The sequence below is a fragment of the Hymenobacter saemangeumensis genome, assembly GCF_039541835.1.
In the GTDB taxonomy this organism is placed as follows: domain Bacteria; phylum Bacteroidota; class Bacteroidia; order Cytophagales; family Hymenobacteraceae; genus Hymenobacter; species Hymenobacter saemangeumensis.
The window spans coordinates 16891-37587 of the sequence record NZ_BAABGZ010000016.1 but is presented as its reverse complement, the minus strand read 5'-3'; the positions used below and the strand labels follow the sequence as shown (position 1 = coordinate 37587).

Below are 20697 nucleotides of genomic sequence, written 5' to 3'. Positions count from 1 at the left end.
TTTGTTGTATTCGTTTCTGCATGCCCCGCTCGTTCACTTTGCCACCCCAGGCAGCCTCCATTACCTTCAACAACCAGCGCATCGACTACACCCTGCTGTTTCGCTCGCGCCGCACCATCGGCTTTGCCGTGCGGCCCGATGGCAGTGTGCGCGTAACCGCACCCGCGGGCACCTCGGCCGAGTGGGTAGCCAGCCAGGTACTTAAGAAAGCCGCCTGGATTTTAAAGCACCAGGCCAGCTTCCGGATGCGCCCGCCCGCCGCACCCGCCCGGCAGTACGAAGCCGGCGCTACGCACTTCTTCCTGGGGGAGCCCTACACGCTGCGGCTGCTCAGCGGCCAGCGCCCGCATGTGCAACCCATGGGACCCGACCTGCTTATCACCACGCCCGAGCCGCCCACGGCGGCAGCACTGGAAGACCTGCTGCACGCCTTCTATGCGCGGCAGGGGGCTACGCTTTTCGCCGCGTCCTTTGCCCGCATCTGGCCGCGCTTTGCCGAGTTCAACCTGCCCCTGCCGGCGCTTTTCGTGCGCCGCATGCGCACCCGCTGGGGCAGCTGCACCCCCAGCCGCAACTGCATCCGCCTCAGTACCGACCTGGTGCGGGCGTCGGAAGCCTGTATCGACTACGTAATGCTGCACGAGTGCTGCCACCTGCTGGTACCCGACCACTCGGCGGCTTTCTATGAGCTGCAAACGCGGCTGATGCCGGATTGGGAGCGGTGGAAGCGGGAGTTGAATGGGCTGCCGCGCTAAGGCGCAAACATTACTTGCCTGCGGCGTCGAGGTATTCACCTAGTTATAAACAAATAAAGCAAAAAGCCCCGCCGCGGAATGCGGCGGGGCTTTTTGCTTTATTGAGTTCGTCTGGCTCCCCTCTCCCGGAGGGGAGGGGCCGGGGCAGGGGTTAGCGCGAAGCCGCGCCGTCCTTGCTTTTCACCTTTACTTTGCCCTGGCTGGTTTTGAGCTTCACCTTGCCGCCCAGCTCCGCGTTGGCGCTGGCCGTGGCGCCCACGCCGGGATTGGGGCCGTTGTTGACCACCTGCATTTCCTTTACCAGGTGGGGGGCGCCGCCCAGCTTGTCGATGCACCAGAGCACGTAGCGGATGTCCACGCAGATGGTGCGCTTCAGGTCGGCGTCGTACACCAGGTCGCCGGTCATGGCTTCCCAGTTGCCGTCGAAGGCCAGGCCCAGCAGCTCGCCGCGGCCGTTGATGACGGGCGAGCCGGAGTTGCCACCGGTGATGTCGTTGGTGGTGAGGAAGGCCACCGGCAGCTGCCCGGTGCGCTTGTCGGCGTAGGAACCGAAGTCCTTGGCCTTAATCAGGTCGAGGGCTTTCTGGGGCACCTCAAACTCGGGGTTGCTGGGGTCTTCCTTTTCCAGGATGCCCTGGGCCGTGGTCATCAGGTCGTAGTGTACCGCGTCGCGGCCATCGTAAGCCTTCACCGAGCCGTAGCTCAGGCGGATGGTGGAGTTGGCATCGGGTGAGTACACCTTGTTGCCGTTCATGCCGCGGATGCCGGCCACGTAGGCGCGGTTGGCCTGGGCCAGCTTGGCCTGCTCGGCCTGGTTCTTGGACAGGATGTTGGTTTGGTAGTTGGTGTACAGGCTGTGGGCCGTGGCAAAGCCGGGGTCGGCTTCGAGCTTGGCGGCCGTGGGGTTGGCCAGGAAGTCTTCTACGGCCGCTTTTGAGGTCAGGAAGCTCTTCCCAAACACGTTGTCGGCGTAGCGGGCCCAGGAGCCGCTGTACTGGCTGTCCACGGTGCGGAACACCTCGGCCTGCTGGGCCTTGGGCACGTCGGTGGCGTACATCTGCATGAGGGCGGCAAACACCTTTTTGTCGGTGGCCACGTCGTAGTCTTTGAAGTAGGTGGCGGCGTAGGCTTTCAGGCCATCGGCGGCTTTCTTCACGGCGGCGGGGTCGGCCTTGGGGTCTTTCAGCAGGGCGTAGAGCGGCTCGAAGCGCACAGCGAAGGCATTGATTTCGGTGCCCAGCCCGGCTTCGGAGTAGTACACGGTGCTCAGGTTGTTTTCGCGCAGGTTCTGGTAGGCCGTGTTAATGGTGTTCAGGGCGCTGCCGTACTGCTGCTGGCGGGTGGCATCCTGGCCAATCCAGGTGGCGAGGCGGGCTTCCTCGGCCTTCTTAGTGTCGATGGTCTTCAGGCGCTTCATGCCTTCGCTCTGGCCGATGAAGTACTTCCAGTAGTTGGCAATACGGGCGTGCTTGCTGGCGTACTTGATGCGCAGGTCGGCGCTCTGGTTCATGCTTTCCTTCCACAGCTTCAGGCGAGTGTCGCGCAGCTTAATGGAGCTGGGGTGGGTCTGGTCCAGCATCATCTGCAGGCCGGCCGCGGGCAGGAAGCGCTGGGTACGGCCGGGGAAGCCGAAAATCATGGCGAAGTCGCCCTCGCGCACGCCGCTCATGCTCACGGGCAGGAACTTCTTGGGGCTGTAGGGCTTGTTGTCGGCCGAGTAGCCGGCGGTGGGCTGGTTGTTCTTGTCGGCATACACCCGGAACACCGAGAAGTCGCCGGTGTGGCGGGGCCACATCCAGTTGTCGGTGTCGCCGCCGAACTTGCCCACGCTCTCGGGCGGGGTGCCCACCAGGCGCACGTCGCCGAAGCGCTGGTACACGAACAGGTAAAACTCGTTGCCGCCGAAGAAGTCGCGCACGTAGGCCACGTACTTACCGCCTTCGGTTGCGGCTTCGCCCAGCGTCTTCTGGTGCTCGGCAATGAGCTTGGCGCGGTCGGCCTCGGCCATGCCGGGCGTCACGCCTTCCAGCACCTTGCTGGTCATGTCGTCCATGCGCACCAGCACGTCCATGGTCAGGCCCATGTTGGGCAGCTCCTGGGCAGGCGTGGGGGCGTAGAAGCCATTTTTCAGCAGGTCGTTCTGCGGGGTGCTGTGGCTCTGAATCTGGCCGTAGCCGCAGTGGTGGTTGGTGAGCAGCAGGCCCTGGCTGCTCACGAACTCGGCCGTGCAGCCGCCGCCGAACTGGCCCACGGCGTCCTTCAGGCTGGAGTTGTTTACGGAGTAGATTTCTTCGGCCGTCAGCTTGAGGCCTTTTTTTTGCATGTCGACGTAGTTCAGCCGCTTGATGAACATCGGCAGCCACATGCCTTCGTCGGCACTAGCACTGAGGGAGGGCAGCACGAGCAGCAGCCACAGCCAGGATTTTTTCAGCATGAATAAGAAATGGAGAGTGGGAATTTGAAAAACAGCAAGCGGGAAACCCGGAAACTAAGTTCCAAAGGTAAGGCTGAAGTTACGCCTGTGTTTCGCCCTGGCAGTTCGGCCGGCCCAGGACCGCGCCCGGGTCCTACCTTCGCTTCATGTCCCGCCTGTTCCGCGCTTTCTTCCTGGGGTTTATTTGGGTGTACCGCCATCTCATCTCGCCGCTCACGCCGGCCAGCTGCCGCTACACGCCCACCTGCTCGGCCTATGCCGCCGAGGCCATTCAAAAGCATGGGCCCTGGCGGGGCGGGCGCCTGGCCCTGCGCCGCATCAGCCGCTGCCACCCCTGGGGCGGCCACGGCTACGACCCGGTGCCGTGAAAGAGGGCTTAGGTGTTAGGGGCTTAGGTTTTAGATGGTGGATAAAAGAATTTCAAACTGGTCTGACAGCGGCCATTCCAATACCTAACACCTAACACCTAAGACCTAAGCCCTGATAATTCGTATAGCCCCATACCCCTGCCGCCCGGCCCCGATGCCGGCGCGGCGTTTTTTTGCTGCTTTCCTACTCTGTACACCGTTATGAAACGCTCCTTCCTGCTCCTATGTACCGCCCTCACGCTGGCCAGTGCCATTTCCTGTACCGAGGCCAATGGCGACGAGGCGGCCGATGCTACCGAAAAAACCGATAAGAAGAAAAAGAAGAAAGGCAACGACGAAAGCCTCGAAAACAGCCTCATTGCGGAAGCAGTGCCCGGCCTGCGCAGCGTCGGTAGCCTAGGCGGCGTGCCCGAAAGCTCCGGCCTGGCCCCCGGCGAGCAGGCCGGCACCTACTACAGCTTCGGCGACAACGGCAACTCCCCTATCCTCTACCGCATCAACGAAACCGGCAAGGTGCTGGACGAAATCAGTATAGGCGCCAAAAACGACGACTGGGAAAGCCTCACACGCGACAACAAAGGCTACTACTACATCGGCGACTGCGGCAACAATCAGTCGGACCGCCGCAACCTGCGCTTCTTCCGCGTAAAGCCCGCTTCTCCCCAGCAGGTCGATAAAATCAGCTTTTCCTACCCCGACCAAACCGAGTTTCCGCCCAAGAAAAAGCAGCGCCACTTCGACTGCGAAGCCAGCGTGTGGCACGACGGCCAGCTGTGGCTGTTCACCAAAGACCAGCAGGAGCAATCCAGCTACGTCTACACCGTGCCCGACCAGCCCGGTACCCATACCGCCAAGCGCATCAGCACAATCAACATTCCCAGCCAGGTCACCGACGCCGCACTCAGCCCCAACGGGCAGCGCCTCATCCTGCTCGGTCGCGGCGAGCTGTTTATCCTGGACGGCAGCTCCTGGAACGACATTCTGAAGGCCTCACCCCGCCGGGTAAACCTCGCCGGCACTGGCCAGACCGAAGGCGTGGCTTTCAAGGATGAAAAGACCCTGCTGATTAGCACCGAGCAGGGCGGGCTGTACGAGTACGCGCTGCAGTAAAAACCGTTAGCTTGCCCCCATACTGACTGCCCATAAGCAGCGCTTAACCAGGCAAAAAGCTACCCCTCGCCCCAAGACCTATGATATACGTGGTCCTACAGACTTTTCTTGAAGTTGAAGTCGCTTGTCAATTAGGAAAAGAGCTGTTATTAAATAAAGTTAAGGCTCACGTCAAAGACGAAAGGTCATACTGGAGGGAGGAAGGCAATGTGTACGAAATCCAGATACTATACCATCAAAACTTAGTTATCATTTGGGACACCATCATTCAATACGAGCCACAGTATGAAGACCAAGAGCCTTTTATTTCTAATCTGAACGATTTTGTAAAAGCCCTTGAGGAGTACACTCCTCTTAAATAATCACCCAACAGTGCTAGCCCCTGGTTGGGGAACTCAGCTTAGGCCTTCTGCCTCCTCCTGCCCCAAATCCCGCGGCGCGTAGCCATACGGATTCTCCGGGTCCTTGCCGGCGCGCAGCAGCACCCAGATGCCCACCAGAATCAGCGGAATGCTCAGCATCTGCCCTTGATTGAGGGGAGCGAACACCCAGGTGCTTTCAAAAGCTTCCTGGTTTTCCTTGAGGAACTCGCCCAGAAAGCACCGGATGAAAAGCAGCACCACAAACAGCCCAAAGATGAGGCCCCGCAGCGTGCGCTCTTTGTCGTAACTCCACAGGGCGGGCTATACGAGTACGCGCTGCAATAGCTACCTGCTGCTTTGGGCAGCCAGCTGTGCCAGCACCTTGCGCCTACTTGCCTTAGGGAAGGCTTTTGTCCAGACCAGGATTACCACGTCATAGCCGCCGGAGGCAGTGCGCTCGGCTGGCGACAGGGCAATGGTATTTACAACCGGAACTTCGCCTTTCTCCGTCCAGGGCAAGATATTATTCCGGAAAAAGGCGCTTTTTGTCAGAAGCGAGGTACCCAGCGAGCCCGTGGCAAACGCCACCCGCTTGTTGGACAGGTCAACCGTTTCCTGCAATGTCACTGGCTCGTTCTGCGCACGCAGTTGCAGCAGGTATTGCTGCTGCACGTTCAGCAGCGAATCTAGGAAGGCAACCTCCTGCTGGTTGAGCGTGGGCTGGTCGTCCTGGCCCAGCTGGCGCTGTGCCATGACAGGCAGCAGCACCAGCATCAGGCTGATGGAAAGCCCGGCCTTCAGCAGCCAATGCCGGGCAGAATCGGTGGCCATTTTTCTATTTAGGAGCTGGCCTTCGCCATCATAAGAAGTAGCTGAACAGGCAAGTGTGCCCCTACTTTCGCACCGTCACCCGCGCCACAACCTTATCCTCGTCTTCCTTGCCCAAATCCCGCGGCGCGTAGCCATACGGATTCTCCGGGTCCTTGCCGGCGCGCAGCAGCACCCAGATGCCCACCAGAATCAGCGGAATGCTCAGCATCTGCCCTTGGTTGAGGGGGGCAAATACCCAGGTGCTTTCAAAAGCTTCCTGGTTTTCCTTGAGGAACTCGCCCAGGAAGCGCTGGGTGAAAAGCAGCACCACAAACAGCCCGAAGATGAGGCCCCGCGGCGTGCGCTCTTTATAACGGTTCCACAGCCCGTACAGCCCGGCAAACAGCACGGCGCAGAACAGCGCTTCGTAGAGCTGCGTGGGGTGGCGCGGCTCAAAGGGAATCATGCCCGTGGTGTGGTGAATCTTGTTGTAGTTGACGAACAGAAAGGCCCAGGATACATCGGTGGGCTTGCCGATAATCTCGGAGTTCATCAGGTTGCCCAGGCGAATCAGCCCGCCGCCTACGGCCACCACCAGCACAATGCGGTCGAGCACCCAGAGGTAGTCGAACTTGTTGTTGCGGGCAAACAGCCAGGTGGCCAACAGGATGCCGATGGTGGCGCCGTGGCTGGCCAGGCCGCCTTCCCAAATCTTCAGAATGTCGAGCGGGTGCGACAGGTAGTAGTCGGGGTCGTAGAACAGGCAGTGCCCCAGCCGGGCCCCCAGAATGGTACCCGCCAGCATGTACACGGTAATGTTGTCGACCCAGCGCGGCGACACGCCTTCCGACTTGTAGATGTGCGTCAGGATAAACGTCCCAATCACGAAGCCGGACATGAAAAACAGCCCGTACCAGCGCAGGGTCAGCGGCCCGATTTCGGCGATGATGGGGGAAACGTCCCAGGTAATAGCAGCAAGGAAAGAAGTCATGGTGCAAAGTAACGCCAACTTTCAGTTGGCGCCCCACCGGCACCGTCCTGACGGGGCGCCAGCAGAAAGCTGGCGTTACAGCGCTTCCAGCTCGGCCGCGAAGCCACCGCTCAAAATCGGAAACCGCAGCCAGGAGCGCGGGTCCACGTTGTAGTCGTCGAGGTGGAAGCCGGGGGCAAACCGCTCGCGCTTCCACTGGTTGCGGCTCCACAGGGTGTAGAAACGCTTCACGTAGGTTTTGAGCAGCTCGGGGTCGGTACCGGTTTCCTCCGTTAGCAGCGTGGCCAGCACCTGCTTGGGACTCAGCCGGTCGTAGAACGCCAGGCGCTCGATGCGGTTGAGCAGCACGTAGGGCATGAGGTCGCGCTCGTCGGTCTGCTTTTCTTCCAGCGGGCGCAGCTCGGCCGTGGGCTGCAGGTTGTTGACGTGGCGCAGGCCGGGGTAGCCCAGCTCCGTTTCGGCCCAGCGCAGCCACTTTTTCACGAAGTCCTTGTCGACGCCCGCAATGGGCGAGATGCTGCCGGCTGTGTCGCCGTCCATGGTGCAGTAGCCCACGCTGGCCTCCGAGCGGTTGGAGGTGGTGATGAGCAGGCAGTTTTTAATGTTGGCCAGCAGCCAGATGCCGGGGGCGCGCACCCGGGCCTGAATGTTCTGCAGCGCCAGGTCGTCGGTTGCCCAGCTCAGCTCCCGCCCAATGGCACCGGCAATCTTGCCCACGTAGCCGCTCACTTCGGCATCAATGTCCCAGTTATAAAACTTCGCCCCAATGGATTCGGCCAGCTCTTTGGCCGAGTTGTAGGTGTCGTCGGAAGAATTGACCGTGCCCTGGTAGGCGCAGGTAAGCAGCTGGTTTACCAGCTGCTGATTGGTGGTTAGGGCCTGGGAGCTGCTGCCTGCCGCGGCCTCACCCGTTTGCTGCACGCTGGGCCCGCCGGCGCCCATCTGCTCCACCACGTCCTTAGCGGGCTCAAAGCAGCCGCTGCGGCGCTTAAACTCTTCCACGCCCAGCTCCTCCACGCCCAGGCGCACCATCTCGGCCACGGCTACGGCGCAGAGGCAGGAGTCGGCCCCGCCGCTCAGACTGAGCACAAAGCCCTTGCTGCGCGCCTTGCGCAGGTAGTCGAACAAGGCCAGGCTCAGGGCCTGGTTCAGCTCGCGGTACTCGTCGGGGGCCGGCAGGGGCACCAGCTCTTCCGCCCGGGCCAGCGGGGTAGCAAAGTCCACGTCGATATACTCCAGGTCAACCTCCTTGAAGCTCATCAGCTGGTTGCGCAGCAGCAAATGTCCGTTGCGGGCTACCAGAATTTCGCCGTCGAACACGATGCGGCCCGACTCGTTTCCCAGCAGGTTGGCATAGAGGTAGGTGCACTCGAAGTTGCGCGAGGCATTCATCACCAGCTTGTAGCGCACGTCGGTCTTGCTCATGGCGAAGTGGCTGGCCGACGGGTTCACAATCAAATCTACCCGGCCCTTGAGGCGGGCAGCTGGCCGCATGGTGTCGGGGCGCCAGGCATCTTCGCAAATCTCGAAGCCAAAGCGCACGCCCTGGTGCTCAAACACCAGGTCGCCCAATTGCCACTCCTCCCCTTCCCACTGCACGGTGGTGGTTTCGCCCGCCATCCACGACACGAAAAAGCGCGGCTCGTAATGCACGCCGTCCAGGGCCAGGTACTGCTTGGCTGCAAAGCCCAGAATCTCGCCGTCGCGCAGCACAGCGGCCGTGTTGTAGGTAGCGCCGTTCAGGCGCACGGGTAGCCCCACGGCCACGCAGATGCCTTCCGTCCAGGGCCGCACTTTCTGCAGCTGGGCCAGGGCCATCTGCGGCATCCACTCGCTCAGAAACAAGTCCTCGCAGCCGTAGCCGGTCAGGCAGAGCTCCGGCAGGCAAAGCAGCTGCACACCGGCTGCCTTGGCCTGCTCAATGGCCGTCCGAATGTTGTAGAGGTTGTTGTCCCAGTCAATGGGAATCTGGTTGAGGGCGGCTCCGGCGATGCGCATGGTGCAAGGGAATGGTTGCTGGTTTCTTCAGAATCCTTGCCTGAAGAAGCCCAAAGGGAAAGTATTGTTAGTATAATGCTCGCGAATTAAACGGGAAAAGGCCCCGTAAGGCCATCCGTCGCTTAGCTGCTACCTTCATCCCCCTTCAATTACCTGCCCCGCAGCTATGTTAATTCTTCAGTCTCTGGTCGCTCTGTGCTGCAGCTTGCCTGTTCTACCCAGCACTACCAGCGCCGGTTTGGCACCTGCTGTTCAGGCTCGCCGGCCCCGCTGGTCGTTCGCAACAACCGCCTACTCACGCTAATGACGGCCGAGCTGGCAGCTGCGCGCCTACGCACTACCTACCGCCAGCATATCCGGGTGGGCAAGGTAATACCCAATGCTCACGACCCCGCTGTGCGCGACACCCTGCTGCTGGTTAGCACGGCGGCTGACCAGCTAAAGATTTTTACCAACCAGCACAATTCCTTTCTGTTCCAGGCCAGCATTACTTCGCGGGCAGTGTCCTTTGGTAAAGGAATCCGCGTGGGTGCCAGCCAGGCTATGTTTTGCCAGGCCTTCGGCCTGAGTCCCAGGTACGAGATATACCAGGTTATCGAAAGCCCGGAAGCTGGCTACAGCATCACCTTCTTCTTCAAAGCCGGGGTGCTGAGCCGCGTGGAGTACCAGGTTCACTCCAGCGACTAGCTGCCCTATACGCCCAGCGCCGCCAGCGCCCGCTCAGCTGCCAGCTGCTCGGCCTGCTTCTTACTCAGACCCATGCCGCTGGCAACCACCTCGTCGTTTACCACTACGTGGGCCGTAAACTCCATCACACCACCCGGCCGGGCCTCGCCGCTGATGTCGTAGCGCACGGTTTTGCCTTCGCGCTGCGCCCACTCCACCAGCTTGCTTTTGAAGTTGGCCGTGGTGGAAGTCAGCGTCTGCACGTCCACGAAGCCTTTCACCAGGCGGTTCAGCACAAACTTGCGGGCGGCCTCGTAGCCCAGGTCGAGGTATACGGCACCTACCAGCGCTTCCAGGGCGTTGCCGTTCACCGAGCGCGAGCGGGCAGCCCGGCCCTGGCCCACGTCGAGCTGCACCAGCTTGTCCAGCCCCAGCTTCAGGGCAATGGCGTTGAGGCTTTCGCGGTTGACGATGCGCGAGCGCACCTCGGTCAGAAAGCCTTCCTGCTCGTAGGGAAATTTGCGAAACAGATACTCGGCCACCACCGTGCCCAGCACGGCGTCGCCGAGAAACTCCAGCCGCTCGTTCGACTGATGCCGGCCGCGCTCAGGCTGCTGCCGCACCGCCGAGGAGTGCGTAAACGCCAGTCGGTAAAGCTGCGCATTCCCGGGCGTAAGGCCCGTAACAGTGGCAATGGCCTGCCGGAACGCTTTGTCGCTGCCTATCAGCCGACGAAACAAGCCAAAAAGCGGCAGCGGCCCCGGTCTTAGCATAGAATTTCTGCCTGCTACTGAACCTTGCGGAACACCACCGAGGTGTTGTGGCCGCCAAACCCGAAGGTGTTGCTCACGGCTACGTTCACGGTGCGGGCCTGGGCCACGTTGGGCGTGAAGTTCAGGTTCTGGTTGATGTCCGGGTCGGGCGTGTTCAGGTTGATGGTCGGCGGCACCATATCGTGCACGATGGAGAACACCGACGCCACGGCCTCAATGCCACCGGCGCCGCCCAGCAGGTGGCCGGTCATGCTCTTGGTGGAGGAGATGTGCAGCTTGCTGGCATGCTCGCCGAACACGGTTTCAATGGCCTTGATTTCGGCACCGTCACCCAGCGGCGTGCTCGTGCCGTGGGTGTTGATGTAGTCTACTTCCGAGGGCAGGATACCGGCGTCGCGCAGGGCGTTTTCCATTACCAGCACCACGCCGCTGCCGCTGGGGTCGGGCGCGGTGATGTGGTAGGCGTCCGACGACATGCCGCCGCCAATGAGCTCGGCGTAAATCTTGGCGCCGCGGGCTTTGGCATGCTCGTACTCTTCCAGCACCAGGGCGCCGGCGCCTTCGCCCAGCACAAAGCCGTCGCGGTCCTTGTCATAGGGGCGCGAGGCGCTGGCCGGGTCGTCGTTGCGCTCACTCATGGCCTTGAGGGCGTTGAAGCCGCCGATGCCGGACTCGGTGATGGCTGCTTCCGAGCCGCCCGTGATGCACACGTCGGCCATGCCCAGGCGCAGGTAGTTGAAGGCCGCGATGATGGCGTCGTTCGACGAGGCGCAGGCCGACGTCGTCACGAAGTTGGGACCGCGGAAGCCGTTCTTAATGGAGATGTTGCCCGACGCGGAGTCGGCAATCATGCGCGGAATGAAGAAAGGCGAGTAGCGCGGCGTGCCGTCGCCCCGCCCGAACTGAAAGCATTCTTCCTGCAGCGACTTCAGGCCGCCGATGCCCGAGCCCCAGATAACGCCCACCCGGTTTTTGTCGACCCCGCTTTCCAGCAGGCCCGAGTCGGCAATGGCTTCGTCGGAAGCCACTACTGCAAACTGAGTGAACAAGTCCATCTTGCGGCCTTCCTTGCGGTCGAAGAAATCGTCCGGGTTGTAGCCTTTCACTTCGCAGGCGAAGCGGGTTTTGAACTTGCTGGCATCGAAGCGGGTGATGCCGGCCGCGCCGCTCGTGCCCGAGCGCAGGCCTTCCCAATAAGCCGGAGCAGTGTTGCCCAGGGGTGTGATGGCCCCAAGGCCGGTAACGACAACGCGTCGAATAGACGACATAAGCGGGCGCCAGCGGCGCAAAAAGGTAAACGAAATAAAACAGCAAAACCGGCCGGCGGCGAGCCGGCCGGTATGGAAGTCGGAACCGTAAATGCTAAAGATTTAGCAATTGGCTCGGATTATCAGGCAGCAAGGAAATGGGCGCCCCGGGTGGCAGCAATGGCTGAGCCATTCCCCGGGCGGCATCCTGCAAATGCTTAAATCCGGACCAGCGCTAGTAAATCTTTACCATGCAGGGCTCTATTTCGCGTGCTCCTCGAGGTAGCTGATGGCCTGACCCACGGTGCCAATGTTCTCGGCCTGGTCGTCGGGGATGCTCACGTTGAATTCTTTCTCGAACTCCATAATCAGCTCGACGGTATCCAGCGAGTCAGCGCCCAGGTCGTTGGTGAAGCTGGCCTCAGTGGTCACTTCCGACGCTTCTACGCCCAATTTATCGATAATGATGGCCTTTACTTTTTCTGCGATTTCAGACATTTCCGTGGAGGGTTTAGGGAAAATTACGGCGCAAAGTAACGAGAGATTTTCCAACTACACCACGGCCGGCCTTCCAAAACCAGAGTATAAGATTATGGCGCCGGCCCTTTCGGCGGCCCTTCGCAACCCGTAGCTTTGCCCTCAACCATGCCCCTGGCCCTCCCCTACAGCCCGATGAAAACCTTTACGCTCGACGTTGACTACGACTGCGACTTCGACTTATTCGGGCTGGTGTCGAGCACCCGCGACTACAACCTGGCCTGGGCCCTGAACCGGGCGCTGCGCCTGCGCCTGGTGAAGCAGCCCGAGCTGCTGCTCGACCTGCTCAACCGCGGGCGCCTGGTGTTCAGCCACTACCTCCACGCGACGGAAAGCATTACGCTGCGCCTGTTTCGCAACCGCTCCATTGCCCCCTCGGCGCTGAAAAAACCTTTCCTGGCGCCCGACATCAAGGAGTACGACTACCTGCTGGCCATTACCAATGGCAGCGGCCCGCTGGCCGGGGAGGCGTTGCTACAACAGCTGGCGGCCTTGCCGCAAGTTCAGTATGTTTGTCAGTTCGACCCCAACACGCTCAAGTATAAAGAGAACCTGATTCTGTAACTTTTCTGCCCTGCCTTCCCAGGCTGCCGCCCTAGTGCTATCCCACATAGCACCTAAATTCCCAGCAGCGAAAATCCGGCCGGGCCGCCTCTTGCGGCCGGCTGCCTCCCCCTCCTGCCAGGGTGGGGAGTTTTTTTGCTCTTTCACAACCAACACTACATGGAAAATCGCCCCACTTTTAACAAGACAAAAATTGTTGCCACCGTTGGCCCGGCCTCCAACACCTACGAGAAGCTGGGCATGCTCATCCGCGAGGGCGTCGATGTGTTTCGCCTGAACTTCTCACACGGCTCCTACGACGACCATGCTTCGGTGATTCACACGGTGCGACGCCTCAACAAAGACATGCGCACGGGCGTGGGCCTGCTCCAGGACCTGCAGGGCCCCAAGATTCGCCTGGGCGAGGTAGAAGGCGGCGGCGTGGAAATTCACCCCGGCGACAAAATCAAGCTGGTGTGCGGCGAAAAGGAAATCAGCACGGCCACGCGCCTGAGCACGATTTACCTGGGCCTGGCCCGCGACGTGAAAGCCGGCGACATGATTCTCATCGACGACGGCAAGATTGAGCTCAAGGTGCTGGCTACCGACCGCGAAACCGAGGTAGATGTGGAGGTGGTGTACGGCGGCCTGGTAAAGCCCCGCAAAGGCATCAACCTGCCCGACTCCGACGTGTCGGCCCCCTCCATGACGGAAAAGGACATCGAAGACCTTAAGTTTGGCCTGGAGCACGATGTGGACTGGATTGCGCTGTCCTTTGCCCGCCGTGCCGAGGACATCCGCTTTATCAAGCAGCTGATTGCCGAGGCCGGGAAAACGACCCGCGTGGTGGCTAAGATTGAAACGCCGGAAGCCCTGCGCAACATCGACGAAATTATTGAGCTGACCGACGCCGTGATGGTGGCCCGCGGCGACCTGGGCGTGGAAGTGAAGATGGAGGAGGTGCCCATGGCCCAGAAGATGATTATTCAAAAGTGCAACAAGGCCGGCAAGCCCGTCATCGTAGCTACCCAGATGATGGAAAGCATGATAACGGCCCCCCGCCCCACCCGGGCCGAAACCAGCGACGTGGCCAACGCCGTACTCGACGGCGCCGACGCCGTGATGCTGTCGGCAGAAACCGCCGTGGGCGCTTACCCGGCCGAGGTAATCCGCTCCATGGTGGCCACCATCCTCAGCGTGGAAACGCGCAGCCCCCAGCTCTACAACCGCTGGCACCCCATCGACCCTGGCTCGCCTAACTTCATGGCCGACAGTGTGCTCTCGGCGGCCTGCCACCTGGCCAAGAACACGGGCGCCAAGGCCATTACCGGCATGACGCACCGCGGCTACACGGCCTTCCAGATTGCGCGCTACCGCCCCAAGGCCGACATCTTTATTTTCACCGACAACCGCCTGCTGCTTACCTCCCTTAGCCTGATTTGGGGCGTGCGCAGCTTCTACTACGACCGCCTCATCAGCACCGACAGCACCATCGCCGACATCCGCTACGTGCTGACAACCACCGGCCACCTCGAAGAGGGCGACGTCTTCATCACCACCGGCTCCATGCCCATTCAGGAAAAGGGCCGCGCCAACATGGTTAAGGTGAGCATCGCCTAATCGCTGATTGCCGCTGATGCTGTTGATTGCGCTGGCATGCAAAAAGGCCCCGCTCTGCTGAGAGTGGGGCCTTTTGCTCTTAGGGATACAGCCTCTTAAAAGGCGTTTTGCAATTGGACGGGTAGAGACGCAACATTTTGCGTCTCCGGGACCGCGCCGATGCAGCGCATCTTACTCTTTAACCAGCCGCTTCGTAACCGGGACCTGGTTGTCAGCCTGCACGGTTAGCCAATACACCCCGGCCGGCAGGCTGGCCAATGTCAGGGCGGCTACAGTTTGCCCGGCTGCCATTTCAACCACGCCCTGCTGCCGGCCCAGGGCGTCGAACAGCAGCAGGCGGGTACCGTGCCTCGCCGCGGAGGCAAGGACAAGGGTAATTGTTTCCGTCGTCGGATTGGGATGCAGGATGGCTACGGCCGCGGCCTGTGCAGCCCGGGCGGGAAGCAGATTGGCGTAATTGGTCGCGGGCCCGCAGCCCATTCCCGGCACTCGGAGGAAATACTGCAGGGTGGTGTTTCCGGTAATAAAATTCCCTAATCCGGCTTCGTAGCCGTACCGCTGAAACCAGTTGCCATCGGTGACGGTGGTGTATTGTACCCCGGAAGATGGGTTTATGACAAACATTTCCTCATAAGCCAGCAGGCCATTGCTTGGCTGACAAGCCGCTGTGGCACTAAGCCCGACACCCAGCCCCACTACTATGCTTTGCTGACCGGGGTAGCGGGCATAGCGCCTGTACTCTCCCGATAGGAAGGGCAGGGCCGGATACTGCGGCGACTGACCGGTACGGAGCGAAAACGCCATCCGGCCACGCTGCCCAGACTCCAGCACCGCGCCGGGCGGGCCACAGCCCTGGCTGCTGTGATGAACCACGCGGCTCTGTTGGCGACAGACGTAAATCAGGGAATCGCCCACTATTTGCCGGGACTCAACAAGCCGCAGCGTATAGCGTGAGCTGCAGGGCGGGCTGCCCACGGGCCGCTCAGTTTCACTATACCCCAGCTGGTCGCCGGGCAGCAGGTTGAACAGCCGGGCCGCAAAGAGTGGCGAGTCGGCGAGCGGGACCGGAAGCTGGGCCATTTTCCATTGGGGTATGCTTCCACTCTGGCCCAGCCACTGCGGACCGGAAAGCAGCCCATAGCGGCGGCTCAGCCGCAAGACCTAGCCCGAGCTCAGGGTAATAACGGCAACCGAGTCGTGGGGGCTGCCCGGGTTGCTACTGCCTGCCTGCCAGGACCGGCTACTGAGGGTGGCCGTGAGCGTGGGCATGGTGCTGGCTACCCAGGAGCTGCTTACTGCCGCACGGGGGGCAGCCGGAGGTATAGCGCAGCCTGAAAGCTGCCTTCGGCCAGGTTTTCCAGCAGCAGCTCCCCGCTGCCGGTTTCCCGGACTAAGCGGGCGCCAAACAGGTTGTTGCGGCTCTTTCGCCCGGTAGCGGGGCCCCGGAGCACCGTGCCATCCAGGGGTCGTACCAAGCGGTTGAAAGCCCAGGCCGAGTCGCCGGCCGGGGTACGGTAGGCCGAGTCAAGTCACAGAAGGTAGATGAAAGGCGCCGGCGTAGCCGCTGCTGCGGTGGAAAAGCTGTAAATCAGCCCGGGCTGGAATGGCTGCCACTCTGCCTGGGCCGCTGCGCTCAGGCGCAGCAGCAAGCTCAGCAGAAGCGGCATCATCAGGGCGTACTTGTTTCATAACCTGAATGATTGGTAATCCTGACTCAAGGTAAGCCAATTACCAAGTGTTGCTGCTGCGCCAGCAACGCAAAAAGCCCCGCACCATTCAGATGCGGGGCTTTTGTAGAAGCGTGGAACCAGGCCTTGGGGCGGCGCAGCCCGGCTCCACTAACTCAGTAACTGCTTAAAGCGAGTTAACGAGCTTAGTCAGCTTGCTCTTGTTATTAGCAGCTTTGTTCTTGTGGATGATGTTCTTCTTGGCCAGACGGTCCAGCATCGAAGACACCTTCTTCAGCAGCTCCTGAGCAGCGGTTTTGTCGGTGGCTTCACGCAGGCGCTTGATAGCCGTGCGGGTGGATTTGTGCTGGTAACGGTTCAACACGCGCTTGGCTTCGTTGCTGCGGATGCGCTTGAGGGCCGACTTATGGTTTGCCATGAGAAGGAATATGTTGGAGCTTTATGCTTGATTTCAGGTTTGGGAGGGCAAAGGTACAAAATACCGGCACATTTCCAAAACCTGTCAACAAAAAATCTGTGAGCAAATAAGATAGAGCCCGCTAGCGCCCTGCCCGGGGAACAAAAGTAGTAGGCAAGCCGATTACTTTCGCACGGTGCTGCGATTCTTTCATTTGCTTATCGTAGCTCGCTGCCATGCCTCTTGTCGCTAAATCCCCCTACCGGCCGCCGTTTTACCTGTTCAACGGCCACCTGCAGACCATTGTGCCCAGCCTCTGGCGCCAGGTGCCCGACGTGGCCTACGCGCCCGAGCGCCTGGAGCTGCCCGACGGCGACTTCCTGAGCCTGTACTGGAGCCGCCTGCCGTCGGACCAGCCCACCGATACGCTGGTTATTGCATCCCACGGGCTGGAGGGCGACGCCCACCGCCCCTACATCCGCGGCATGGTGCGGGCCCTGAACCGGGCTGGCTTTGATGCCCTGGCCTGGAACTACCGCAGCTGCGGCGGTGAAATGAACCGCCTGCTGCGCTCCTACCACCTCGGCGATACCGACGACCTGCACGGCGTTATCGGCCATGCCCTGGCCACCGGCCGCTACCGCCGGGTGTACCTGACGGGCTTTAGCGCCGGCGGCAACGTAACCCTCAAGTACCTGGGCGAAAACCCCGGCCGCGTGCCCGCCCAGGTGCAGCGCGCCGCCGTGTTTTCGGTGCCCACCGACCTGCGGGCCAGCTCCATCCACATTGCCCGGCCCCAGAACCAGGTGTACCTGCGCCGCTTCCTGAAGTCCCTGCGCCAGAAAATTCGGGCCAAGGCCGAGCTCATGCCGGATGAGGTCGACCTGGAGGGCATTGAGGCCCTGCGCGACTTCCCGCAGTTCGACAACCGCTACACTGCGCCCATGCACGGCTTTGCTTCGGCCGATGCCTACTATGCCCACGCCAGCTCCGGGCAGTACCTGCAGCACATTCGGATTCCTACCCTGGTAGTAAACGCCGAGAATGACCCTTTCCTGCCGCCCTCCTGCTTTCCGCGGGAGGCGGCAATGGCCTCGCCCTACGTTTTTCTGGAAGTACTGTAATTGGCAAAACGACGGGGACAAAAAAAACCAAACGACAGGGACAAAATTTTAAAGGTTTTAAGCAGCTCCTAAAGCTTGTTTAAACGTCAAAAGCCCCCGGCTGAAGCCAGGGGCTTTTTTGTACAAAACCGGTTTAGCTCTGGAATGTCAGTGAGGGTGAATGGCATTCAATAGCCGTTTCTTGGTGCTTGAGCTATTTTTTCGACTCGCCTTTGTTTTAGCAAACGAAAAAGCTAGCCTTGCTTACAACTCAATAACCAACCCACTGACGTTTCAGTACAGTACAGAAAGCAGGCCGGTTATCAAAAGCCTGTCCACCACCTGAATCTTGCGTAAAGTTCTCAGTCTCTCTGTCTGGGTGGTTGCTGTTATTAGCTGCACCATTATTGGAACCAGCGATAAAACGCCAATCGGAACCTGCTGAATCCGTTTTGTAGTTGGTCATTCGGTGTTTGTGTGGGGGAATTTGGCTGGCCAATAAAGTCAGGCTATTGTTGCCCCCTGCGTCTCCAACCGCATCAAAGTCTGCTTGGTTAGGGTCAAAGCCAGCGGTGAAGCGACCATTCAATATCAGGGTGCCGTTTTGTCCATTACAAAGAGCCCACCCATAAGCTTCAGTGCCTGCCAATCCACGGCCGGTGCCATCATAGTGTGCAGGCACGTAACGCCCTACTTCCTGAATTTCATCCGGCGAACGGGTGATATTGCGTAGCACATTCTCCCAGCGCAAGCCACCGGCTGACGTGATTCGGATGAATTCACCACCCGAGTAGCCAGGGTTATCAGCTACAAGCGTGGCCTGCACTTCTCGCATGCAGTTGCGGCTAGTGCCATCGGCATAGGGCCGCAAATCCGAATCTACAGCAGCGGTAGCTTGAAGCTGAGCCGGTAGAACAACGTTGGATTGACCACTGAAGCGCATTAATTGGCCATCTAGGCATACAATGCCCGCCGTGACCGTGTGTGCCCCCACGGGGCCGCTTACTTGGCAGCCCGTAACGATAAAGCCGCCTTTGCCGAGAAATTGGGCCTGCACGGCATCTGTTAGCTCCTGCTGAAGCACCTGCAAATCATCATTGGCGCGGGCGCGGCCGTTATTGGCGAATAGTAGTTGTTTCATTACACAAAAAGGAGTGAGTAGCGCTTAGTAGCCAGCTTGTAGCGGCGAATAAAGGCGTGAAGTTGAAGGGTCTTTTCAGGGGTGTTGATTCCAAGCGGAACCCGTACCATAAAATCAAGCTGGGTGACAAACTCCTGATAGAAGTAATCAAACTCCCAGCTTGCAGGTGGGTGTTCATTAGCCAAGTACATAAACTGTTCTGGCAGGTGTTCTTCTACACGGTTGTAGTCATATTCAGGCAGCAGCTCTGTATCTGCATTTACTATCCTGATTCGGCGCAAGAAGGGGTCAAAGCGCAGATTCAAGGCCCGTTCAAAGACCATCTTTTGCCCGTTGTAGCTGAGTTCACGGCGGGTTTGGGCTTCAAAGTCAATGAAAATCGTGTACTGGCCACGCAAAGGGGCTAGTAGTGCGTATAGCCAAGCCAATAGGCGCGGCTTGCGAAGCATTACCGGCACCAGCTGCCTGACCAATGCAAAGAAGTCAAGGCGGTAGCGCACGGGCACACCGGGCAGGTTCTGATTACTGGCCATCGGGAACGAATGTCAAGGTTTCAGGCAGCGTGTGGCCGGGGGTGTCTTCGCCAATGATGTACCCCGCAATGGTTTCATATACGCGGGTGATAGTCACGGGCTGGTTAGCTCCCGAACGGCCTTCCACAGTTGCCAATTGCACATCTGTTATCCCAGGCACGGCTTGGATTGCGTCAATCAACTTGCTTAGGTACACCACCCCATCAAATGCGAGTCCGGCCAAGTATCCTTCAATAGCAGCTACCACGGCCACCTTCAGCGGGGCTACCGGCAACAGCGGGTCATAATAAATATTCCCTGCTACCCGTAGCCGGTCAGCCGCTTCACTTATTATCTGAAGCCGCACCCCCACAAAGCCCACTTTGTCATAGTAGCCTTCTACCTGCACCTTTTCAGCGGCGCTAAGCGCGGCCAATGTACCCGGCTGAGCACCGGCCTTGGCCACCTTGATAAACAGCCGCCCCGTCTGGGCATTTTCCTTTGCCGTGGCCCGCTGAATGATACGCGAAGCAGGTAGGTCGCTTTCGTAGCCAAGGCGGCCTGTAGGCAGCACCACCAACGGTTCGTCAACCTGAAACAGCAATGCTTGGTCTGCATACCATGCAGGGGTGCCAACGGGCGCACTGGCCACGAACGCTTCTACGGCTTGGCGAAATCTATCCCACAACGTTTCGTGAACCCAATGGGCCACGGCCACTACATATTCTATCTGTCGATAAATAGCGGTGGCACTTGGACTGGTGAGGCCAGCCAGCTCAGGACGGGCGGCGCGGTCGGCTGCAATGGCAGCCTGTATTGTGGCAATGGTACGGGCCATAGTTAGACAGTCTGAAGTTTTGAGGTTGTGTTGTCCGAAAAGGGGGCCGTGCTCCCTTGGCGGGCCATTACGGAAAGTCCACCGGCATTGCGTCCCACAGCGGCATGCGCGGCTTGTCCACTCCGGTCGAAGGCAATGGTTCCGGTTTCATCGAAACCGTAGTCGCCAATCAGCCCTACTTCGTTCACTGCATCGGGCAAGGTGCGAAGCCGGTAATTGGCCAGTATTTGGGCAGCCGAGCGGTTGTAATTCCACAAGCGCACGTTGTCCATTAAGCCTAGCAAGCGCTGAGCGCCGTTTGAGTCGCTGAAACCAAAGCCACAGCCGAGGGGGCTGCCAAGTGTTGCCGAGGCCACATTTCCTGTATTGAAAATGGCGTCAATTTCTCCGTTCACATAAAACCGCAATTGCCCACTGGGCAAATCCTTATTAAAAGTGAACGCCACATGTGTCCATCTATCCGAAGCTATCAGGCCGTTTCCTGTATAAGCCAAGCCGGTGCCGTAGTGGGTAATGGCAAGCTTGCTGGTACGGTTTGCAGCAGGGCCACTACTTTCCAAGCGGAAGTACCATTGGTAGTTAGTAGCCAAACGCGAGACGAAAAACAGCAGCATAAACACACCACCACTAGCGGGTTGCTGCGGATTCACCCAGCATTCAAATGTGATGGTGTTGGGCAGCTGGTAGCGGGTGTCGTTGGTTGGGGGCACCACGCCACTATTGGCACCCGCACTGAATAGCAACGCCCCGCCTGCATTCGTGGTGGTCAAGAGCTTGCCATTGGAGGTTACAAACTTGGGCATA

24 protein-coding genes are annotated in these 20697 nt (G+C 59.8%); 8 read left to right on the top strand and 16 right to left on the bottom strand.

From position 1 onward, the window contains the following. Positions 1-20 precede the first annotated feature (20 nt). The gene (locus tag ABD919_RS08100) at positions 21-755 is read left to right on the top strand and encodes a M48 family metallopeptidase (protein ID WP_345235485.1); all 735 of its coding nucleotides are present in this window, start codon (positions 21-23) and stop codon (positions 753-755) included. A gap of 151 nt (positions 756-906) precedes the next feature. Here the strand turns inward: ABD919_RS08100 and ABD919_RS08095 are convergent, their stop codons facing one another. Continuing rightward, on the bottom strand, positions 907-3189 hold the full coding sequence (locus ABD919_RS08095; RefSeq protein ID WP_345235484.1) for a S46 family peptidase: 2283 nt from the start codon (positions 3187-3189) through the stop codon (positions 907-909). A gap of 146 nt (positions 3190-3335) precedes the next feature. On the opposite strand from ABD919_RS08095, the gene yidD reads away from it, so the two are divergent. The 3 genes from yidD to ABD919_RS08080 all read left to right on the top strand — a co-directional run bounded on the left by yidD (position 3336) and on the right by ABD919_RS08080 (position 5029). Further along, the gene (gene yidD / locus ABD919_RS08090; protein ID WP_345235483.1) at positions 3336-3557 is read left to right on the top strand and encodes a membrane protein insertion efficiency factor YidD; all 222 of its coding nucleotides are present in this window, start codon (positions 3336-3338) and stop codon (positions 3555-3557) included. A gap of 201 nt (positions 3558-3758) precedes the next feature. Beyond that, positions 3759-4667: a hypothetical protein gene (locus ABD919_RS08085; protein WP_345235482.1), complete on the top strand. Its 909-nt coding sequence runs from the start codon at positions 3759-3761 to the stop codon at positions 4665-4667. A gap of 80 nt (positions 4668-4747) precedes the next feature. Continuing rightward, the gene (locus ABD919_RS08080) at positions 4748-5029 is read left to right on the top strand and encodes a hypothetical protein (RefSeq protein ID WP_345235481.1); all 282 of its coding nucleotides are present in this window, start codon (positions 4748-4750) and stop codon (positions 5027-5029) included. A gap of 33 nt (positions 5030-5062) precedes the next feature. On the opposite strand, the gene ABD919_RS08075 is transcribed toward ABD919_RS08080, so the two are convergent. From ABD919_RS08075 to nadE, 4 genes are all read right to left on the bottom strand, one after another. Then, entirely contained in the window at positions 5063-5344 is a 282-nt protein-coding gene (locus tag ABD919_RS08075; protein WP_345235558.1) for a prolipoprotein diacylglyceryl transferase family protein, read from the bottom strand. Positions 5345-5374: 30 nt separating this feature from the next. Beyond that, the gene (locus ABD919_RS08070; protein ID WP_345235480.1) at positions 5375-5860 is read right to left on the bottom strand and encodes a DUF8192 domain-containing protein; all 486 of its coding nucleotides are present in this window, start codon (positions 5858-5860) and stop codon (positions 5375-5377) included. Positions 5861-5921: 61 nt separating this feature from the next. Further along, entirely contained in the window at positions 5922-6830 is a 909-nt protein-coding gene (lgt, locus tag ABD919_RS08065; RefSeq protein WP_345235479.1) for a prolipoprotein diacylglyceryl transferase, read from the bottom strand. Between the two features lie 75 nt (positions 6831-6905). Further along, positions 6906-8828, bottom strand: a complete 1923-nt coding sequence (gene nadE, locus ABD919_RS08060) for an NAD(+) synthase (protein WP_345235478.1) — start codon at positions 8826-8828, stop codon at positions 6906-6908. A 195-nt stretch (positions 8829-9023) separates the two neighbouring features. Between nadE and ABD919_RS08055 the strand changes: the two genes are divergently transcribed. After that, a complete protein-coding gene (locus ABD919_RS08055) occupies positions 9024-9515 on the top strand; it encodes a hypothetical protein (RefSeq protein ID WP_345235477.1) in 492 nt (163 codons plus the stop codon). Between the two features lie 5 nt (positions 9516-9520). Here the strand turns inward: ABD919_RS08055 and rnc are convergent, their stop codons facing one another. The 3 genes from rnc to ABD919_RS08040 all read right to left on the bottom strand — a co-directional run bounded on the left by rnc (position 9521) and on the right by ABD919_RS08040 (position 12012). After that, positions 9521-10234 (bottom strand): ribonuclease III, encoded by a 714-nt coding sequence (gene rnc, locus ABD919_RS08050; protein ID WP_345235476.1) that lies wholly within the window; start codon positions 10232-10234, stop codon positions 9521-9523. 47 nt (positions 10235-10281) lie between these two features. Further along, positions 10282-11535 (bottom strand): beta-ketoacyl-ACP synthase II, encoded by a 1254-nt coding sequence (fabF, locus tag ABD919_RS08045; protein WP_345235475.1) that lies wholly within the window; start codon positions 11533-11535, stop codon positions 10282-10284. A 240-nt stretch (positions 11536-11775) separates the two neighbouring features. Beyond that, on the bottom strand, positions 11776-12012 hold the full coding sequence (locus ABD919_RS08040; protein WP_035564218.1) for an acyl carrier protein: 237 nt from the start codon (positions 12010-12012) through the stop codon (positions 11776-11778). A gap of 147 nt (positions 12013-12159) precedes the next feature. On the opposite strand from ABD919_RS08040, the gene ABD919_RS08035 reads away from it, so the two are divergent. Together ABD919_RS08035 and pyk are read left to right on the top strand one after the other, a co-directional pair. Then, entirely contained in the window at positions 12160-12615 is a 456-nt protein-coding gene (locus tag ABD919_RS08035) for an IPExxxVDY family protein (RefSeq protein ID WP_345235474.1), read from the top strand. A gap of 159 nt (positions 12616-12774) precedes the next feature. After that, positions 12775-14214, top strand: a complete 1440-nt coding sequence (pyk, locus tag ABD919_RS08030; protein WP_345235473.1) for a pyruvate kinase — start codon at positions 12775-12777, stop codon at positions 14212-14214. A 171-nt stretch (positions 14215-14385) separates the two neighbouring features. Here pyk and ABD919_RS08025 read toward each other — a convergent pair whose 3' ends face one another. The 4 genes from ABD919_RS08025 to rpsT form a co-directional block, all read right to left on the bottom strand. After that, positions 14386-15294 carry a T9SS type A sorting domain-containing protein gene (locus tag ABD919_RS08025; RefSeq protein WP_345235472.1) on the bottom strand — a complete coding sequence of 303 codons (909 nt, stop codon included), beginning with the start codon at positions 15292-15294 and terminating at the stop codon, positions 14386-14388. 212 nt (positions 15295-15506) lie between these two features. Further along, complete coding sequence (locus ABD919_RS08020) at positions 15507-15689, bottom strand: hypothetical protein (protein ID WP_345235471.1); 183 nt, start codon at positions 15687-15689, stop codon at positions 15507-15509. Between the two features lie 54 nt (positions 15690-15743). Further along, complete coding sequence (locus ABD919_RS08015) at positions 15744-15884, bottom strand: hypothetical protein (RefSeq protein ID WP_345235470.1); 141 nt, start codon at positions 15882-15884, stop codon at positions 15744-15746. 184 nt (positions 15885-16068) lie between these two features. Beyond that, on the bottom strand, positions 16069-16320 hold the full coding sequence (gene rpsT, locus ABD919_RS08010) for a 30S ribosomal protein S20 (RefSeq protein WP_345235469.1): 252 nt from the start codon (positions 16318-16320) through the stop codon (positions 16069-16071). Between the two features lie 215 nt (positions 16321-16535). Between rpsT and ABD919_RS08005 the strand changes: the two genes are divergently transcribed. Next, positions 16536-17423 (top strand): YheT family hydrolase, encoded by an 888-nt coding sequence (locus ABD919_RS08005; protein ID WP_345235468.1) that lies wholly within the window; start codon positions 16536-16538, stop codon positions 17421-17423. Between the two features lie 250 nt (positions 17424-17673). Here the strand turns inward: ABD919_RS08005 and ABD919_RS08000 are convergent, their stop codons facing one another. Genes ABD919_RS08000 through ABD919_RS07985 form a run of 4 tightly spaced genes read right to left on the bottom strand, consistent with a single transcriptional unit; the run spans position 17674 to position 20696 of the window. After that, positions 17674-18543, bottom strand: coding sequence for a phage baseplate protein (locus tag ABD919_RS08000; protein WP_345235467.1), 870 nt, complete (start codon positions 18541-18543; stop codon positions 17674-17676). Beyond that, complete coding sequence (locus tag ABD919_RS07995) at positions 18543-19076, bottom strand: hypothetical protein (RefSeq protein WP_345235466.1); 534 nt, start codon at positions 19074-19076, stop codon at positions 18543-18545. Before ABD919_RS07995 ends, ABD919_RS08000 begins: the two co-directional genes overlap by 1 nt. Beyond that, the gene (locus ABD919_RS07990; RefSeq protein WP_345235465.1) at positions 19066-19893 is read right to left on the bottom strand and encodes a hypothetical protein; all 828 of its coding nucleotides are present in this window, start codon (positions 19891-19893) and stop codon (positions 19066-19068) included. Before ABD919_RS07990 ends, ABD919_RS07995 begins: the two co-directional genes overlap by 11 nt. 2 nt (positions 19894-19895) lie before the next feature. Beyond that, positions 19896-20696, bottom strand: a complete 801-nt coding sequence (locus tag ABD919_RS07985; protein WP_345235464.1) for a LamG domain-containing protein — start codon at positions 20694-20696, stop codon at positions 19896-19898. Between the last annotated feature and the right edge of the window lies 1 nt (position 20697).

Coding starts and splice junctions, on each gene's coding strand:
- pyk (WP_345235473.1), top strand. CDS start 12,775: ATGGAAAATCGCCCCACTTTTAACAAGACAAAAATTGTTGCCACCGTT.
- ABD919_RS08095 (WP_345235484.1), bottom strand. CDS start 3,189: ATGCTGAAAAAATCCTGGCTGTGGCTGCTGCTCGTGCTGCCCTCCCTC.
- ABD919_RS08015 (WP_345235470.1), bottom strand. CDS start 15,884: ATGATGCCGCTTCTGCTGAGCTTGCTGCTGCGCCTGAGCGCAGCGGCC.
- yidD (WP_345235483.1), top strand. CDS start 3,336: ATGTCCCGCCTGTTCCGCGCTTTCTTCCTGGGGTTTATTTGGGTGTAC.
- lgt (WP_345235479.1), bottom strand. CDS start 6,830: ATGACTTCTTTCCTTGCTGCTATTACCTGGGACGTTTCCCCCATCATC.
- nadE (WP_345235478.1), bottom strand. CDS start 8,828: ATGCGCATCGCCGGAGCCGCCCTCAACCAGATTCCCATTGACTGGGAC.
- ABD919_RS07985 (WP_345235464.1), bottom strand. CDS start 20,696: ATGCCCAAGTTTGTAACCTCCAATGGCAAGCTCTTGACCACCACGAAT.
- ABD919_RS07995 (WP_345235466.1), bottom strand. CDS start 19,076: ATGGCCAGTAATCAGAACCTGCCCGGTGTGCCCGTGCGCTACCGCCTT.
- ABD919_RS08080 (WP_345235481.1), top strand. CDS start 4,748: ATGATATACGTGGTCCTACAGACTTTTCTTGAAGTTGAAGTCGCTTGT.
- rpsT (WP_345235469.1), bottom strand. CDS start 16,320: ATGGCAAACCATAAGTCGGCCCTCAAGCGCATCCGCAGCAACGAAGCC.
- ABD919_RS08100 (WP_345235485.1), top strand. CDS start 21: ATGCCCCGCTCGTTCACTTTGCCACCCCAGGCAGCCTCCATTACCTTC.
- ABD919_RS08025 (WP_345235472.1), bottom strand. CDS start 15,294: ATGGCCCAGCTTCCGGTCCCGCTCGCCGACTCGCCACTCTTTGCGGCC.
- ABD919_RS08000 (WP_345235467.1), bottom strand. CDS start 18,543: ATGAAACAACTACTATTCGCCAATAACGGCCGCGCCCGCGCCAATGAT.
- ABD919_RS08005 (WP_345235468.1), top strand. CDS start 16,536: ATGCCTCTTGTCGCTAAATCCCCCTACCGGCCGCCGTTTTACCTGTTC.
- ABD919_RS08035 (WP_345235474.1), top strand. CDS start 12,160: ATGCCCCTGGCCCTCCCCTACAGCCCGATGAAAACCTTTACGCTCGAC.
- ABD919_RS07990 (WP_345235465.1), bottom strand. CDS start 19,893: ATGGCCCGTACCATTGCCACAATACAGGCTGCCATTGCAGCCGACCGC.
- fabF (WP_345235475.1), bottom strand. CDS start 11,535: ATGTCGTCTATTCGACGCGTTGTCGTTACCGGCCTTGGGGCCATCACA.
- ABD919_RS08070 (WP_345235480.1), bottom strand. CDS start 5,860: ATGGCCACCGATTCTGCCCGGCATTGGCTGCTGAAGGCCGGGCTTTCC.
- ABD919_RS08040 (WP_035564218.1), bottom strand. CDS start 12,012: ATGTCTGAAATCGCAGAAAAAGTAAAGGCCATCATTATCGATAAATTG.
- ABD919_RS08085 (WP_345235482.1), top strand. CDS start 3,759: ATGAAACGCTCCTTCCTGCTCCTATGTACCGCCCTCACGCTGGCCAGT.